General features: G+C 51.7%; 16 protein-coding genes and 1 tRNA gene. 7 read left to right on the forward strand and 10 right to left on the reverse strand.

Going from position 1 to position 14165, the window contains the following annotated elements:
- Nucleotides 1-2 precede the first annotated feature (2 nt).
- From C8E01_RS02475 to C8E01_RS02495, 5 genes are all read right to left on the reverse strand, one after another.
- Nucleotides 3-1373 (reverse strand): TolC family protein, encoded by a 1371-nt coding sequence (locus tag C8E01_RS02475; RefSeq protein WP_116541753.1) that lies wholly within the window; start codon nucleotides 1371-1373, stop codon nucleotides 3-5.
- Nucleotides 1374-1391: 18 nt separating this feature from the next.
- On the reverse strand, nucleotides 1392-2024 hold the full coding sequence (locus C8E01_RS02480) for a TetR/AcrR family transcriptional regulator (protein ID WP_243409387.1): 633 nt from the start codon (nucleotides 2022-2024) through the stop codon (nucleotides 1392-1394).
- 267 nt (nucleotides 2025-2291) lie between these two features.
- Entirely contained in the window at nucleotides 2292-3035 is a 744-nt protein-coding gene (locus C8E01_RS02485) for a LytR/AlgR family response regulator transcription factor (protein WP_116541755.1), read from the reverse strand.
- Nucleotides 3010-4068 (reverse strand): sensor histidine kinase, encoded by a 1059-nt coding sequence (locus C8E01_RS02490; protein WP_116541756.1) that lies wholly within the window; start codon nucleotides 4066-4068, stop codon nucleotides 3010-3012. Before C8E01_RS02490 ends, C8E01_RS02485 begins: the two co-directional genes overlap by 26 nt.
- On the reverse strand, nucleotides 4068-4916 hold the full coding sequence (locus C8E01_RS02495; RefSeq protein WP_116541757.1) for a LiaF transmembrane domain-containing protein: 849 nt from the start codon (nucleotides 4914-4916) through the stop codon (nucleotides 4068-4070). The genes C8E01_RS02490 and C8E01_RS02495 overlap by 1 nt, the downstream gene beginning before the upstream one ends.
- A 426-nt stretch (nucleotides 4917-5342) precedes the next feature.
- Here C8E01_RS02495 and pheS point away from each other — a divergent pair, with 426 nt between their 5' ends.
- The 5 genes from pheS (at nucleotide 5343) to C8E01_RS21570 (ending at nucleotide 8347) form a co-directional block, all read left to right on the forward strand.
- Nucleotides 5343-6371 carry a phenylalanine--tRNA ligase subunit alpha gene (gene pheS, locus C8E01_RS02500; RefSeq protein ID WP_116541758.1) on the forward strand — a complete coding sequence of 343 codons (1029 nt, stop codon included), beginning with the start codon at nucleotides 5343-5345 and terminating at the stop codon, nucleotides 6369-6371.
- A gap of 126 nt (nucleotides 6372-6497) precedes the next feature.
- Nucleotides 6498-7355, forward strand: a complete 858-nt coding sequence (locus C8E01_RS02505) for a 3-hydroxyacyl-CoA dehydrogenase family protein (RefSeq protein ID WP_116541759.1) — start codon at nucleotides 6498-6500, stop codon at nucleotides 7353-7355.
- The gene (locus C8E01_RS02510; RefSeq protein WP_243409388.1) at nucleotides 7258-7767 is read left to right on the forward strand and encodes a Rieske (2Fe-2S) protein; all 510 of its coding nucleotides are present in this window, start codon (nucleotides 7258-7260) and stop codon (nucleotides 7765-7767) included. The genes C8E01_RS02505 and C8E01_RS02510 overlap by 98 nt, the downstream gene beginning before the upstream one ends.
- Before the next feature lie 133 nt (nucleotides 7768-7900).
- Nucleotides 7901-7974: transfer RNA gene (locus C8E01_RS02515), tRNA-Asn, on the forward strand.
- 202 nt (nucleotides 7975-8176) lie between these two features.
- Nucleotides 8177-8347: a hypothetical protein gene (locus C8E01_RS21570; protein WP_165820516.1), complete on the forward strand. Its 171-nt coding sequence runs from the start codon at nucleotides 8177-8179 to the stop codon at nucleotides 8345-8347.
- A gap of 63 nt (nucleotides 8348-8410) precedes the next feature.
- On the opposite strand, the gene C8E01_RS02520 is transcribed toward C8E01_RS21570, so the two are convergent.
- The 5 genes from C8E01_RS02520 to C8E01_RS02540 all read right to left on the reverse strand — a co-directional run bounded on the left by C8E01_RS02520 (nucleotide 8411) and on the right by C8E01_RS02540 (nucleotide 12360).
- Entirely contained in the window at nucleotides 8411-9025 is a 615-nt protein-coding gene (locus C8E01_RS02520) for a sterol desaturase family protein (RefSeq protein ID WP_116541761.1), read from the reverse strand.
- Between the two features lie 107 nt (nucleotides 9026-9132).
- Nucleotides 9133-9648 (reverse strand): shikimate kinase, encoded by a 516-nt coding sequence (locus C8E01_RS02525; protein ID WP_116541762.1) that lies wholly within the window; start codon nucleotides 9646-9648, stop codon nucleotides 9133-9135.
- A gap of 21 nt (nucleotides 9649-9669) precedes the next feature.
- On the reverse strand, nucleotides 9670-10761 hold the full coding sequence (locus tag C8E01_RS02530; RefSeq protein WP_116541763.1) for a BT_3928 family protein: 1092 nt from the start codon (nucleotides 10759-10761) through the stop codon (nucleotides 9670-9672).
- 103 nt (nucleotides 10762-10864) lie between these two features.
- Nucleotides 10865-11698, reverse strand: coding sequence for an alpha/beta hydrolase family protein (locus C8E01_RS02535; RefSeq protein ID WP_116541764.1), 834 nt, complete (start codon nucleotides 11696-11698; stop codon nucleotides 10865-10867).
- Between the two features lie 107 nt (nucleotides 11699-11805).
- A complete protein-coding gene (locus C8E01_RS02540) occupies nucleotides 11806-12360 on the reverse strand; it encodes a DUF1599 domain-containing protein (RefSeq protein WP_116541765.1) in 555 nt (184 codons plus the stop codon).
- Nucleotides 12361-12402: 42 nt separating this feature from the next.
- Between C8E01_RS02540 and folP the strand changes: the two genes are divergently transcribed.
- Nucleotides 12403-13260 (forward strand): dihydropteroate synthase, encoded by an 858-nt coding sequence (folP, locus tag C8E01_RS02545; protein ID WP_116541766.1) that lies wholly within the window; start codon nucleotides 12403-12405, stop codon nucleotides 13258-13260.
- A complete protein-coding gene (cdaA, locus tag C8E01_RS02550; protein ID WP_116541767.1) occupies nucleotides 13257-14105 on the forward strand; it encodes a diadenylate cyclase CdaA in 849 nt (282 codons plus the stop codon). Before folP ends, cdaA begins: the two co-directional genes overlap by 4 nt.
- Nucleotides 14106-14165 lie beyond the last annotated feature (60 nt).

The following is a 14165-nucleotide window of genomic DNA, read 5'->3' on the forward strand; positions in this document are numbered from 1 at the left end:
TTTTATTTTGTCAAAAGGGTGCCGGTGGCTTTGTCAAGGTTCACTTTCGCGATGAGCGCATCGTACATGGCGGCATAGTAATTTGTCTGTGCCTGCCGCAGGTCGGTTTCGGCGGTTACCACCTCCAGGTTAGAGCCCACGCCCTCCTGAAACTTGATCTTTGACACACGGGCAATCTCTTCGGCCAGCTCCAGGTTCTCGCGCTGCGATGCCAGCACGTCGAGCGAGTTGGTCAGGTCGGTAGAGGCCTGCTCCAGTTCCAGGTCTATGCCCTGCTCCAGACTCTCAAAACCAAGTTTGGCGTTCTCCAGCGTCAGGCGCGACTGCTGCACCTGGTAGTGTTTGCGCAGACCGTCGAAGATCGGCACCTGCAGACCCAGGCCCACATAGGCGAAGTCGAACCAATTGCGGCTGCGGGTCATTTCGCTGAAGTCGTTGTTAGCGGCCACGTAGCCGTAGCGGCCGTTCAGGTATAGTTTTGGCAGGTAACCGGAGCGGATGTTGCGCAGGTTCAGCATGGCGAGGTCGCGCTGCGTTTCCAGCACAGAATACTCAATGCGGTTACTATAATTAAAGCCATTGCGACTGGCCTTGGCCATGTCAACCTGCACTTCACTCAGGCTGTCCGTTAGGGCGATCTGCTCTTTCTGGGGCATTCCCATCTGAAACTTGAGCAGGTCTTCGCCTAAAGTGAGCAGGCGCTCTGTCTTCTGCTTTTCTACTTTCAGGTTGTTGTAAGTTACCCGCAGACGGTCCACGTCCAGCTTTTCGGCCACCCCGTTGTCGAACATCACCTGCGTTTGCTTTAAAAGTGTGTCGAGGCGGTTGAGGTTCTGGTTGAGGAGTGCCATGCGCTCGCGGCTCACCAGCACACTGTAGTAGGCTTTGGTCACTTGCTCCACCACGTCAATCTCGTTCTGCTCGGTGGTTTTGCGCGAGAGCTCCGTATAGGTTTTGGCGGCCTTCAAACCGATGAGATAGGAGCCGTCGAACAGGAGCTGGCTGGCCGTGATGGCGGCATTGCCGGTATACTGCGGCGTGAACACCACAGGCACAAAGGTGCCTGGCTCCGGCGCGTTCGGGTTGTCCGGGTCCTGAAAGAATTCGGCTGGCAAAAAGCTCTTCTGCTGGATCACATTCTTGCCCAAATCTGCGGCGGCATCGATCTGCGGCAAACCCATCGCCCGAATCTCTCCTACCTTGGCTTTGTCGATGTCCTGCTGGTTGCGGGCAATTTTCAGGCTCGCGCGGTTCTGCAGGGCATAGTCGATGCTCTGCTGCAGACTAAAGGCCTGCGGTGCCCCTTGCGCCATTACCCCGAGCGGGCTTAACAAGAAGAAAAATGCCAGTAACAGGTTGCTTTGTTTTTTCATAGTTGCAGGTATATTCGGTTATTCTTCTTCCGTAATTTGCTTGTAGTCGTTGATCATTTTATGGCCTTTGAGCGTGGCAATGCCGAGCATAAAGTACTCGAGGCTGGCCGTCTGCACATGCAGCAATTCAAATTGAAAGCGCGGGAACAGGGTTTCATCAAAAGGCACTTCGATTTGGGCGAGACGAAGGCGGGCGATGACCTCCACATCCAGGTCCTGCCTGAACAAACCCTCTGAAATGCCGCGCTCGAGGTTATCCTTTATCCGATGAAGAAAGTCGTGGTTTTTGTATTCCTGCCATTTCTGCCAGGCATTGGCATGATACTTCTGCAGGTCGTAAAAAATGCTGGGGTGAATGCTGGCGAAGACCTGGCGGGTGGTCTTCATGATGGCAAAAAGCTCTTCGATGGCATTGGGTGCCTCTTGCCTGCATCGCTCACAGTCCGTGTCCACAGAGGTCAGGTATGAATTGATGGCCCAAAACACGATCTCATCTTTGTTACTAAACCACTTGTAGATGGTCTTCTTCGACATCGAAAGGTGCTGCGCAATATCATCGACTGAAGTGCCCTTGATGCCGCGCCGACAGAAAAGCCTGAATGCCTCTGCTGCGATCTTATCTTTTACCGATGGTTGGAGTGACGTTTCCATTTTCATAATTCCGGACAAAACTACGGAAACGTTTTTTATCCCGAAAGTTTCCGCAAGTGATTAACAGAATTATTTAGTAAATGTTCAGCATGACAGGGCAAGCCGGGATATGCCTTGGACAAGGCAAAGTTGACAGGATTTTAGGACGGAGAAAAACTATTTAGACAAACAGTGCAAAAGCTGATTCAGACACTAGCATTTTGCCTCTGAACGCTAAAAAGTAATTTATAATCAGATAAATGCAAATATAACCAAGGGGGAATATGTCTATATACCCAGTACTCCCCTCAGTCGGGTATAGCCACTTTTGCTTAGCGGAATGCGCTCGCCGTTCCGTAACAGGGCCACGTGACTGTCTTTCTCGAAAGGCTCAATGCGGGTGAGTTGCGACAGGGCCATGATGTAGGAGCGATGCACGCGCACGAATTGAGACGGGCTAAGCGCCTTCTCGTAGTAACCCATGGTCTTCTTTTTCAGGAAAACGCCGTCGCGGGTATGAATCTTCACATAGTCATCGTAGGCCTCCAGGTATAGCACCTCTCCCACAGGTATAATCCGGATATTGTTGCCGGCACGCACCACAATGCGGTGCTGTTCCTCAGGTTGCTTGCCGGTTGCCTCCTCCAGCGTTTCAGTTACAGGTATAGCCTGTGCTGCCGCCCGGCTCTGCAACCACTTGCGTATGGCCGCATCGAAGCGCTCCTTGCTGAAAGGCTTGAGCAGGTAATCCACCGCATTGGCCTCGAAAGCTTTGATGGCGTACTCGTCGAAAGCAGTGGTAAAGATAACGCCGGGGGCCTGCTCTACGAGCTCCAGCATCTCGAAGCCGTTGATCTTGGGCATCTGGATGTCGAGGAAGACCAGGTCGGGCTGGTGCTGCAGAATGGCCTTCACACCCTCAAAACCGTCGCCGCACTCCTGCACCACTTCCAGCTCGGGATAGGCTTGCAGGTACTCGGCCACAATGCTGCGGGCCAGTGGTTCATCATCTATTATCAGGCATTTTTTCATAGTGCTGGGGTATCTTAATGGTGGTTGTGAACTGATGGTCTTGCTGTATGGTGCGCAGCAGGTCCTGCCGGGCATAGAGCAGGTATAGCCTGCGCTGAATCGAATCGAGCCCAAAGCCGGTACCTTTGCGGGGCTGGCTGGTGGCGGGGTCGTATGGGTTTTGGGTCGTGATAGTCAGGTAGCCGTCGGCGGCAGAGGCCTCTACCTTGATAGCCGTCTCTCCTACCGTGTCGTAAAGTCCGAACTTGATGGCGTTTTCCACGACCGGCTGCAAGAGCAAAGCGGGCATTTTTAGAGTCTGGCTTTCTTCGGTCGCTTCCACCTCCACCTGCAGCCTGTGCCCGAAGCGCACTTTCTCGATGTCCAGGTACAGCTGCAGTTGCTTCAGTTCCTCGGCCAGCGGTATCAACTGGTTGTTGTCCTGACGCAGGGTGCCGCGCAGAAAATCCGATAGCTGCTGCACCATGGTACGCGCCTGTTCCGGCCGGCTCACGGCCAGCGCGCTGATGGAGTTGAGGCTGTTGAACAGAAAGTGCGGCTGCAGCTGCTGGCGCAGGTTGTAGAGCTCTGCCTCCCGGGCCAGCTTTTCGGTGGCGGCTTTTCGGTTCTCGGCTTCCTGTAGCTCGCGGGTATAGAACCAGAGCCAAGTCAACAGCAGCATCAGCAGGAGCATCAGCCAGTTAAAAGCCACCCGAACGGCCAGAGTACCATCCACGAAACGCAGGTATAGCGCGTTCTCTTCAAACAAAGTATGGGTGCTCCAGTAAAAGATGGTGGCGCTTATACCTGCCAAGCCCAGGCTCCAACCCAGCAGGTAGCCCGCCTGCCGTAAGCTGGGCTGGTAGTAACGCAAACCCGTCCCCATCGCAAAGCCACCAATGGCAAGCAACAGATTGGTCAGCAAGGCATCCGGCACGATGATGCGCCACCCGAAGCCCGTCTGCCAAAGCACCAGCACCTGCACCAGCGACCAGAGCAAAGCCCAGCCAAGGTATAGCAGCACCAGACGCACCTGTGAGGCCACCCCCTCCATTAGTAACTCTTAATGCTTAGTCCGCCAAAGAGGGTAACACCTTTCAGGATCAGCACCTTGTTCGGGTCGTAGCCCTGCGGCATGGCCGGGCGCTTGTCGTCTATGCCTCCCAGTATGGCCACCATCTCGTCGGATTTAACATGCCAGTGCGGCGGTATGATCAGGGTAGTGCCCCCGAATATCTGCGTAGCCTCCAACTCGATCGGGTGCTGTATGTCAGCCTGCATCAGGTTCAACTCCGTACCCCCGAACACACTCACCACTTCGCCTCCCTTGAAGTTCTTAGAGACGATGTTTTTTTTTATGCCGCCCAGTATAGCGGCGCTGTCGATGCGGTCTTCGGGTCCGTACGCTGCCTGGTCGGGTGATCCGGTATAGGCACCTGAGGTATAAGCCTCTTCCCCCGTGTAGTCGGTATAGGCACCGGGGTAGGCTCCGTTCACCGGGTCGGTATAGTAACCGGGGTCATCTTCGGGTCTTGCCGGGTTGCCTGTGCCAACCAGGTTTTCCCAGGGGTTTCGCTTCTTAGGTTTGAGGATCAGCCACAAACCCAGCCCGATGATCAGAATAGGCCAGAAGTAAAGTTTCAGGTTAATGTCGAGGAAGAAGTGCCGGTCGAGCAGAAAGACGCCGCCGATCACGATCAGCACCAGCCAGCTCGGTTTCTGGAAGGAGTGCTTGAAGCCCAGGTAAACGCCCAACGCGATCAGGAACATCGGCCAGGAGAACACCCAGCCCGGCAGAAAGAAAATGCCCATTTTAGCGGTAAGCAGTAGTACGCCCACCATCAGCAGGAAAACACCGGCCATTTTGCCGGAACCGCCGCTTTTATAATCTTGATTTTTCATGGCTTTATTTCGTTTTAGTTTTAAGATCTGTACCAAAGGTATAAGATGCCTGCGCTCAGCTCAATGGCTATTAGGCTACCCTTGGACAGAAGTCGGTAAACGGCCGGTTGGCGTCGGTAAAGCAAATTAGGATTTTAATTTGAAACATTTACCTACTGTGATTTCATCCCCACGCCCCCTTCAAAGGAGAGTCGTTTCATTCTAAAAGAATGTCCTTAAAACCTATTGTCATTCTGTAAAGAAACTTGGTTGAAATAGAGGGCCCCTTCCCCCGGGAGGTTAAGCCTATACTACTTGCCACCAAGATCCTTACAGGATGACAAAAAAGGAGAATGAAACGGCCTTGCTTTGAAGGGAGCAGGGGGCGCCCTGATTTATAAAATCAAAACAACCGCTAAATTTCGCAAATTATTATCTTTGCATACTATGGTTGAGAATATACAGAGAGTAGCACAAGAGATAGAGGCCGCGCAGCTTGGGAGCGCTGCCGAGTTGGAGCAATTCAGAATCGCTTACATTGGCCGCAAAGGCGCTATTGCCGCCCTTTTTGATGACCTGAAATCTGTGGCGCCGGAGCAGCGCCGCCAGGTGGGTCAGGAGCTGAACCAGCTCAAAAACCGTGCACAGGCCCGCTTCGACGACGCGCAGGAGCAACTGGCTAATGCCAAGGCAGGCTCTGAAGCCGAGAACGCTTTTGATTTTTCGCTACCTCCTATACCTAACACACTGGGCACCCGTCACCCACTTTCGCTGGTGCGCGCCGAGATCGTACGCATCTTCGAGCGCATCGGCTTCAACGTGGCCGACGGTCCGGAGATCGAGGACGACTGGCATAACTTCACGGCCCTGAACTTCCCGGAGAACCACCCGGCCCGTGAAATGCAGGACACCTTCTTTTTAAGCGAAGACCGCGACAAACTCCTCCGCACCCATACCTCCAACGTGCAGGTGCGTCTGATGGAAAACAACCAGCCGCCGCTGCGCAGCATCATGCCGGGCCGCGTGTACCGCAACGAGGCCATCTCGGCCCGTGCGCACATGGTGTTTCAGCAGGTAGAGGGCCTGTACGTGAACAAAGGCGTAAGCTTCAAAGACCTGAAAGAAACCCTGTATTACTTTGCCAAAGAGATGTTCGGGCAGGAGACCAAGATCCGTTTCCGTCCGTCGTTCTTCCCCTTCACAGAACCGAGCGCCGAGATCGACATTTCGTGCCTGATCTGCAAAGGCGAAGGCTGCAACATCTGTAAGCAGTCGGGTTGGGTAGAGATTGGTGGCGCAGGCATGGTTGACCCGAACGTGCTCAGTAACTGCGGCATCGATCCGGAGGTATACTCCGGTTTCGCTTTCGGCATGGGTATCGAGCGCATCACCATGCTCCGCTACCAGATCCGCGATCTGCGCCTGTTCACCGAAAACGACGTACGCTTCCTGCGGCAGTTTAAAGGAGTGTTGTAAATTGTTGAATTGCTGCATTGTTAAATTGTTGGGCTTTGCCAATAGCTTATTTTCAGGTATAGCACAGCCAATCAACAATTTAACTTTATAACAATTTAACCATTCAACCATTTAGCAATTCAACAAATGAACTTCGAGGCGATTAAAACCATAGGTATAATAGGTGCGGGCACCATGGGCCAAGGTATTGCGCAGATATGTGCGCAGGCCGGGTATAAGACCATCCTGTTCGACATCAATACGCAGGTGCTCAAAAAAGCCGAAGCCACTACCATAAAGAACCTCGATAAAGGGATAGAGCGCGGCAAACTGACCGAGGCTGAGAAACAGACCGCTCTGGCGAACTTAACCTATACCGGCGATACGCTGCAGCTGAGCTGCGACGTTATCATTGAAGCCGTGGTAGAGCGCCTGGAGGTGAAGCAGAGCATTTTCAAGGACCTGGATGCGGTGAACACGCCGGATACTATTTTCGCCTCCAACACCTCGTCTATACCTATCACGCGCATTGCGGCAGGTATACCGCATCCGGAGCGGGTGGTGGGCATGCACTTCTTCAATCCGGCCCACATCATGAAGCTGGTGGAGGTGATCTCAGGAGCCGCCACGTCGCCGGAAGTAGCCGAGACGATAAAACAACTGGCTTTAAAATTGGACAAGAAGCCGGTGATGGCCAAAGACGCACCGGGCTTTATCGTGAACCGGGTGGCCCGTCACTTCTATGTAGAGGGGCTCAAGCTGCTCGAAGAAGGGGTGGCCGACGCCAAAGGGATAGACCGACTCATGCAGGCCAGTGGCTTCAAGATGGGACCTTTCGAACTGATGGACCTCATCGGCGTAGACACCAATTATTCTGTTACTTCCTCTATGTTTGAGGCTTTCCATTATGACCCGAAATTCAGACCGAGCCGCATACAGCAGCAGAAAGTGGACGCCGGCTACCACGGCCGCAAGTCTGGCAAAGGCTTCTACGACTATCAGTAAGCTCCTCTGCCTGCTGGCATTGGTACTGCTTGCCTCCTGTGGTAGCGACAACCAGGGCCCGGGCATACCGAATGTACCGGTGAGCGAGCAGATAAACGTGAACAGCCAATTGTACACCCGCCTGCGCCAGGATGGGGGCTACGTATACCTGAACTCTGGCTACAAAGGCATCATCGTGGTCCGGCAGAACGCCAACCTATACCTGGCTTTTGAACGCGCCTGTCCCTACGACCCGACTGCGAGTGCACCCTGTGGCCAGGTAGAAGCAGACCAGTCTAACCTGTTTATGGTAGACACCTGCTGCGGATCGCAGTTCAATTTTCAGGGTGGTGTAATGGCGGGTCCTGCCGTGTACGGACTCAGGCAATACCGCACCGCGCTAAACGGCTCTCTGCTCTCCATTTTTAATTGAAATTTTCAGATTGATTCACAACCATTTACAATTCACTCAAAATATTTTTTAGCCCAGCACTTGCGTAGTAAGCTTCGGCGCCGTAATATTGCACCATCATTCGACGGTAGAGGCCGTCACTGAACATAAACATTCCTCCTTAGCTCAGTTGGTTAGAGCACCTGACTGTTAATCAGGGGGTCCCTGGTTCGAGCCCAGGAGGGGGAGCAAAAAGCCACTCAATCGAGTGGCTTTTTTGTTTTATACCCTTTCGGTTGACTATCCCTACGACTTGTTACCTCCCAAAAGCCAACCTTTTCCCTGAAAAGTAAGTATCTGATATATATATGACAAGTTCGTCATATTAACCGCGGCTGCGCACTTTATAAGTGCCCATTGTGCTGTGCTACAACTTAAACTAAATAAGACTATGAAGAATATAAGAGCATACTTATCCGTATTATTCGTCCTGATGGCGGTTACGCTGAGCAGCTGCGAACTAATAGGAGACATTTTTGAGGCGGGCATGTGGACCGCGCTGATCATCATCGTTCTGATCGTAGCCCTGGTAGGCTGGCTGTTTAGCCGATTCAGACGATAAGCTTAATGCCTAACACAAAAGAAAAGGGAGCCAAATGGCTCCCTTTTTGATTTTATGCTCTCTTTATTTTGCGTTTGTGCGTTTCGGCATGGTGCCCAGTATGTAGTCCCAGAGCGGAGACGATACGCCATAGGCCACGTTCGGGTCCTTGTAGTGGTGAATGCTATGGTGGATCCAGAGTTGCTTCAGAAAGTTCTTGGGCGGCGCATAGGCGTGCACCGCATAGTGCACAAACAGGTATAGCGCATAGCCAAACAGCATACCGGCTACCACCCCGAACACAAACTGGCCGAAGATCAACTTAAACACAAAGAAAAGGAACGAAGCGATGAACAAGCTCACGATCGGAGGCATGGCCAGGCGCTCTTTGTCCTTGGGGAACTCGTGGTGGTTGCCATGGAAGGTATACTGGATGCGTTCCTTCATAGGCGTGTCGGTATCCATATGGAATACGAAACGGTGTGCACAGTACTCGATCAGCGAGAAGATAAGCCAGCCCAGCAGAAAGAAGCTGATCGCCTCCAGCACGTTGATGAAGCTGTACGTGATCCCATAATAAATCAACCCGATGGCGATGACAATAAAGATGGAAATAGGTAGTGCGATGTGTGTACGTGTCAGTCTTTCCAGCACAGGGTTCTGGAATATCTGCGCTTGTCCTTTGTGATTGGGTTTCATAGTCAGGTTTTGCTAAAAACGGATTTTAACTGCAAAATTAGTTAAATATTAGGTATACCGTATGTATTTATCCGCTGCAATACACAAGCGGTAACGAGAAGATTTTGTTATGGTTTAACTAACGATTCTAACCGTTCAATGTTATACCTTTTTCCCGATAGCGTATACCTGGCCTGCCTGTAATAGGCAATGCGTTCAGCTAATGTTTTGACAATGAAATCCTTTAGCTCGGCTTCATTTTTCTGAGCCAGCAGAGGCCGCTGGCTTAAATCTGTTAAAAGTAACCGCTTGGCAAGTTCCTCGGCTGGCGCATCCAGAAAAATGCTGATGCCATGCTGGTTAATAAAATTCATGTTGTCGAAGAAACAGGGAGTGCCGCCGCCAGTAGCAACCACTGCTTGCTCAAATTCCTGCACCACTGCCTCCAGCGCCTGCCGTTCTTTCTGCCGGAACAGTTCCTGCCCTCCTGCCTCAAACAGTTGCGCAATGCTGTGGCCTTCCCTATGCTCAATGTACTCGTCGAGGTCTACAAAGGCATAGCCGAGCCGCTCAGCCAGCTGCCTGCCCAGTGTGGTCTTGCCGGCCCCCATCATACCGATCAGGAAAATGCGCTGTGTGTTCAAAGTTAAGGTATAGCTTTTCTCTTAGAGCAAACTCACCAACTCCGACACTTCAGGTGTGTCGTTGTGGTGCCACAGGCCTTTTACGGTGCCGTCCTGCAGCAGCATGGTGCCGGGGTTGGAGCGCATCATGGTTTTGAGCACCGTGCCGTCGCCGAAGTAGTACGGAGCGGCCAAACCAACCTCGTGGCGGAAAGCCTCAAACTCCTGTCGGCCGGACGAGGTGATAATCACCGGTGTTATACCTTGCTGTTCAGCCTCCTGCACCAGTTTGCTTATCTTATCGATGTTGCTGCGGTTGGCTTTCTCTACACTATGCACGATTACCAGCAGTTTGTTGCCGCTCAGGATCTCCTGCGTGAAATCGCCCTGGTCGTTCCACACGTTAAAGTCGGTAATCTTCGGGCCATCCTCCGGGTTCACGGCCACCATCTCCTTGAAGGTGTAGGCCTCGTCCATCGGATACTCCTCAAACTCTTCCTCCTGGCCGTCTTTCACCATTACATACTTGTAGCGCAGCGGTGCCGAGGGCTTCATCAGAGCCGGAATGTTGTTGCCTATCTTATAGGCGCGGAAGTCGACATAAGGCAGGTGCTCGTAGGCGTACCAGCCAATGCCTACCGATATCAAGGCGGTGAGCGCTGTTACGGCCGCTCCTACTTTGGACTGCACCAGCGGCTGTAAATGCCTGCGGTAAAGCAGCAGCCAAACGATCATCACCAGCAGCACAATATCTTTGGTGAACGACTCCCATGGTGTGAGTTTAATGGCATCGCCGAAGCAGCCGCAGTCGGTTACTTTGTTGAAGTAGGCCGAGTAGAAGGTCAGGAAGGTGAAGAACACGATCATGGCCAGCAGCAGCCACAGCACTTCTTTCAGTTTCCAGCGAATAAGCAGGGCCACCCCAAGCACGATCTCGGCCGCACTCAGGAAGATGGACAGAAACAGCGCCGCCGGCACCAGCGACAAAAACACAGGAGAAATATCATGGGCGAATACCTCGAAGTACTCCTCCAGTTTGATAGCCGTGCCCACCGGGTCGTTAATCTTGATCAGCCCCGAGAAGATGAACAGCACCCCTACAAAGAGCCAGAAAAATTTGGTGATGTATTTCATGATTGACCTCCCCCCTGTCCCCTCCTAAAAACAGGAGGGGGTGGGAATTATGTTTGTGGTTTTTAGTAAAAGTATCGGCCTAGCTAATGCAAGTTTATGTGCATTAGATCTTGTTACCGTTTATTGCTTTTTGTTTTTGGGTGAACTTGGTTAGTTCGTTTATATACAAATCACCGAAGCTGTCTTGGGTCATTGTTATAAAGCCTTCAGTATGATTACCGCTATGTGTTAAGGTTGCTCTGTTATTCCTTTGCTGGGCAATCTTAATACTGTCTTCTATTGTAGTGAATTTATCTTTCTCACCCGCCACGAGTAGCATATTGCACTTTATTTTTTTCAACTTAGCGCTATACCTGTCGGCACCCTTCGGCAGGACAATATCCCTGTCTTTCAACAACTTTATTTTTGAAGCATAAGTGTTAGGTTCATAGACGTATCCTTCTCCTATCAAAAAGTCAACTTTCTCGTCCTGCAGGGCAAGCGTCGCGACGATTGTTCCCATCGAGAATGCCAGCACTCCTGTTTTATTCCCCTTGATGTTCTTTTTTGTCCACCCCAACACAGCTACTAGGTCGGTGGCAAACTCATTGTAGTAGAGGTTAAGTGGGTTAATTTCAAAGTCAGAGCTTTTTCCAAACCCCCTATAATCATAGGCTACCACAGTGAAGCCATTATCTGTGAGAGCTTTGATATGGTAGAGCCAATAGGACATGTTGCCGCTATCAGCATAAGTCAACACCAAAGTGATCTTCTTGTCTTTGCCCGCAGTTGGCTTAATTACCCATGTGTTGATGGAGTAACCATCCATGGTTTTGATCCTCAGCTGCTCATAACTCATTCCCAGACTGTCTGGCGTAGTTACATATTCTCTGACTGGTTTTATTGCATAGCAGTCGAAGGAAAACAGTAAGAAAAAAACTAATAGTATATTTTTCATTATATGCTTTTTAGTAAAGTCTCTCCTGTTAATTAAACAGCTCTAACCAATAAAGCTCCAGATCTCTCCCAAAGGTCGAGATGACATGTTTGTATTTAGCTTATACCTTACTTCACCTTCTCCGCAAAGCCCGACTTGATCAGCGCGAACACAGCATAGTTGATCATATCGCGGTAATTGGCTTCTACACCCTCAGAAATCAGGGTATGGCCTTCGTTGTCTTCGATCTGCTTGGTGCGGTAGAGCTTCATCAGGATGATGTCGGTGATGGAGCTCACGCGCATGTCGCGCCAGGCCTCGCCGTAATCGTGGTTCTTGGCATTGAGCAGTTTGATGTTCTCCTCGATGTGGGCGGTATACATGCGCTCCACCTCCTCTGCCGAAAGCGTCAGTTCGTCGCTCTCCTGAAGGCCAAGCTGCATCAGGGCGATCACGCAGTAATTGATGATGCCCACAAACTCGTCGCGGATGTCGTCTTCCACCATTTGCTTCCCCTTCTCCTGAATGGAGCGGATGCGCTGGGCCTTGATAAAGATCTGGTCGGTGATGGACGGCAAACGCAGCACGCGCCAGGCGGTGCCGTAATCTTTGGTCTTCTTGACGAAGGTGTCTTTGCAGCGGTTTACTACCTGATTATATTCCTGGAGTGTTTGACTAATCAACTTTTTAGCTTTAATTTTAAACGATTGACAGATACGCCAACATTGGAATCGAAAGATAAGTTTTTTCGAAGGAAAAGCACACTTAACTGCCGCGGAAAAATCCTTTCGCTGGACACGCCGCTCGTCATGGGCATCCTCAACGTTACCCCTGACTCCTTTTATGCGGGCAGTCGCCTCAGCTCTCTCGATGACGTGTTGCACCGCGCCGAAGCCATGCTGCGCGACGGCGCCGACATCCTTGACCTGGGAGGTTACTCTTCCCGACCGGGCGCTGCGGAGGTATCCGTAGCCGAAGAGTTGGACAGAGTTATACCTGCCGTGGAGGCGATTATGCAGCGTTTTCCAGAGGCTATTATTTCCGTGGATACTTTCCGGGCTGAAGTGGCAGAGGCAGGTATACAGGCGGGCGCATCTATCATCAACGACATTTCGGGCGGTACCCTCGACGAGGCCATGTTCGAAACCGTGGCGCGACTGCAGGTGCCGTACATCCTGATGCACATGCGCGGCACACCGCAGACCATGAGCAGCCTGACGGACTACAACGATTTGGTGCTGGAGGTGATAGACGAGCTGCAGGTTAAAGTGGCGCAGCTGAAAAACCTGGGCGTGAACGACATCATACTGGACCCGGGTTTTGGTTTTGCCAAGACCGTGGACCAGAACTTTGAGCTAATGCGCCGCCTTGAGGAACTTCGCATACTCGAGCTGCCGTTACTAGTGGGAGTATCCCGTAAGTCCATGACCTACAAATACCTTGGTATTGACCAATCTGAAGCACTGGCTGGCACAATAGCACTTAACACCATCGCGTTAACAAAAGGCGCCGACATTTTGCGGGTGCACGACGTAAAAGAAACTAAACAGACTATCCAACTATACACGAAAGTAGCGCATTGATTCCTTTATTTACAGTAGGCTTTTTGGAGATTGAGTTGCTGGATGTGCTCGACATCCTGCTTGTTACAGTATTGCTCTACCAGCTCTACAAACTCCTGACCGGTAGCGTGGCCCTCAAAATTTTCCTGGGGCTCCTCTCCGTATACCTGCTATACCTGGTAGTAAGAGCAGCAGGCATGGAGTTGCTCAGCATCATTCTCGGTCAGTTTATGGGTGTGGGTGTGCTCGCAGCTATCATCGTATTCCAGCCTGAGATTCGTCGCTTCCTTCTGCTTATTGGCAAAACTACTGCCTTTAACAACGACCGTCTTTTCCGGGGTTTCCCATGGCGCCGCGATCAGGTTGAGAAACTCAGCCTCACTCCTTTTATTGAAGCCGCCAAATCGCTAGCCGCTAAAAACACAGGCGCATTGATCGTGTTTGCCAAGAGCTCTGAACTGAAGTACTACGCTGAGTCCGGTGACCTGATCGATGCCGTGATCTCGAAGCGGTTGCTGATGTCGATCTTTAACAAGACGAGTCCGCTACACGACGGTGCCGTGATCATATCAGGTAATCGCATCAAAGCGGCCCGCTGTATATTGCCGGTAACAGAGAACAACGACATACCTGCTTCGATGGGCCTGCGCCACCGCGCGGCTATTGGCCTGAGTGAAGTGACCGACAGTGTGGTGCTGGTGGTATCGGAAGAAACAGGACAGATCGCGCTGGTGCGCAATGCCGAGGTATACCGTAATCTTTCTTCAGCTGACTTGCGCGTGAAGCTCAACCAGTTCTTATTCGACACAGACCAGAAACCCGCCGCTACACCCGCTCCTACCGAGAAGACGGTGAGTGCTGCGTAAGGTATAAGTCATAAGCTAACAGTAAAGCCAGCCTCTCAGGGTTGGCTTTTTTGTTTGACC

The organism is Pontibacter virosus, assembly GCF_003096355.1.
GTDB lineage: Bacteria > Bacteroidota > Bacteroidia > Cytophagales > Hymenobacteraceae > Pontibacter > Pontibacter virosus.

Coding starts and splice junctions, on each gene's coding strand:
- C8E01_RS02475 (WP_116541753.1), bottom strand. CDS start 1,373: ATGAAAAAACAAAGCAACCTGTTACTGGCATTTTTCTTCTTGTTAAGC.
- C8E01_RS02495 (WP_116541757.1), bottom strand. CDS start 4,916: ATGAAAAATCAAGATTATAAAAGCGGCGGTTCCGGCAAAATGGCCGGT.
- C8E01_RS02485 (WP_116541755.1), bottom strand. CDS start 3,035: ATGAAAAAATGCCTGATAATAGATGATGAACCACTGGCCCGCAGCATT.
- pheS (WP_116541758.1), top strand. CDS start 5,343: ATGGTTGAGAATATACAGAGAGTAGCACAAGAGATAGAGGCCGCGCAG.
- C8E01_RS02505 (WP_116541759.1), top strand. CDS start 6,498: ATGAACTTCGAGGCGATTAAAACCATAGGTATAATAGGTGCGGGCACC.
- C8E01_RS02510 (WP_243409388.1), top strand. CDS start 7,258: ATGACCCGAAATTCAGACCGAGCCGCATACAGCAGCAGAAAGTGGACG.
- C8E01_RS02520 (WP_116541761.1), bottom strand. CDS start 9,025: ATGAAACCCAATCACAAAGGACAAGCGCAGATATTCCAGAACCCTGTG.
- C8E01_RS02535 (WP_116541764.1), bottom strand. CDS start 11,698: ATGAAAAATATACTATTAGTTTTTTTCTTACTGTTTTCCTTCGACTGC.
- C8E01_RS02530 (WP_116541763.1), bottom strand. CDS start 10,761: ATGAAATACATCACCAAATTTTTCTGGCTCTTTGTAGGGGTGCTGTTC.
- C8E01_RS02490 (WP_116541756.1), bottom strand. CDS start 4,068: ATGGAGGGGGTGGCCTCACAGGTGCGTCTGGTGCTGCTATACCTTGGC.
- C8E01_RS21570 (WP_165820516.1), top strand. CDS start 8,177: ATGAAGAATATAAGAGCATACTTATCCGTATTATTCGTCCTGATGGCG.
- C8E01_RS02480 (WP_243409387.1), bottom strand. CDS start 2,024: ATGGAAACGTCACTCCAACCATCGGTAAAAGATAAGATCGCAGCAGAG.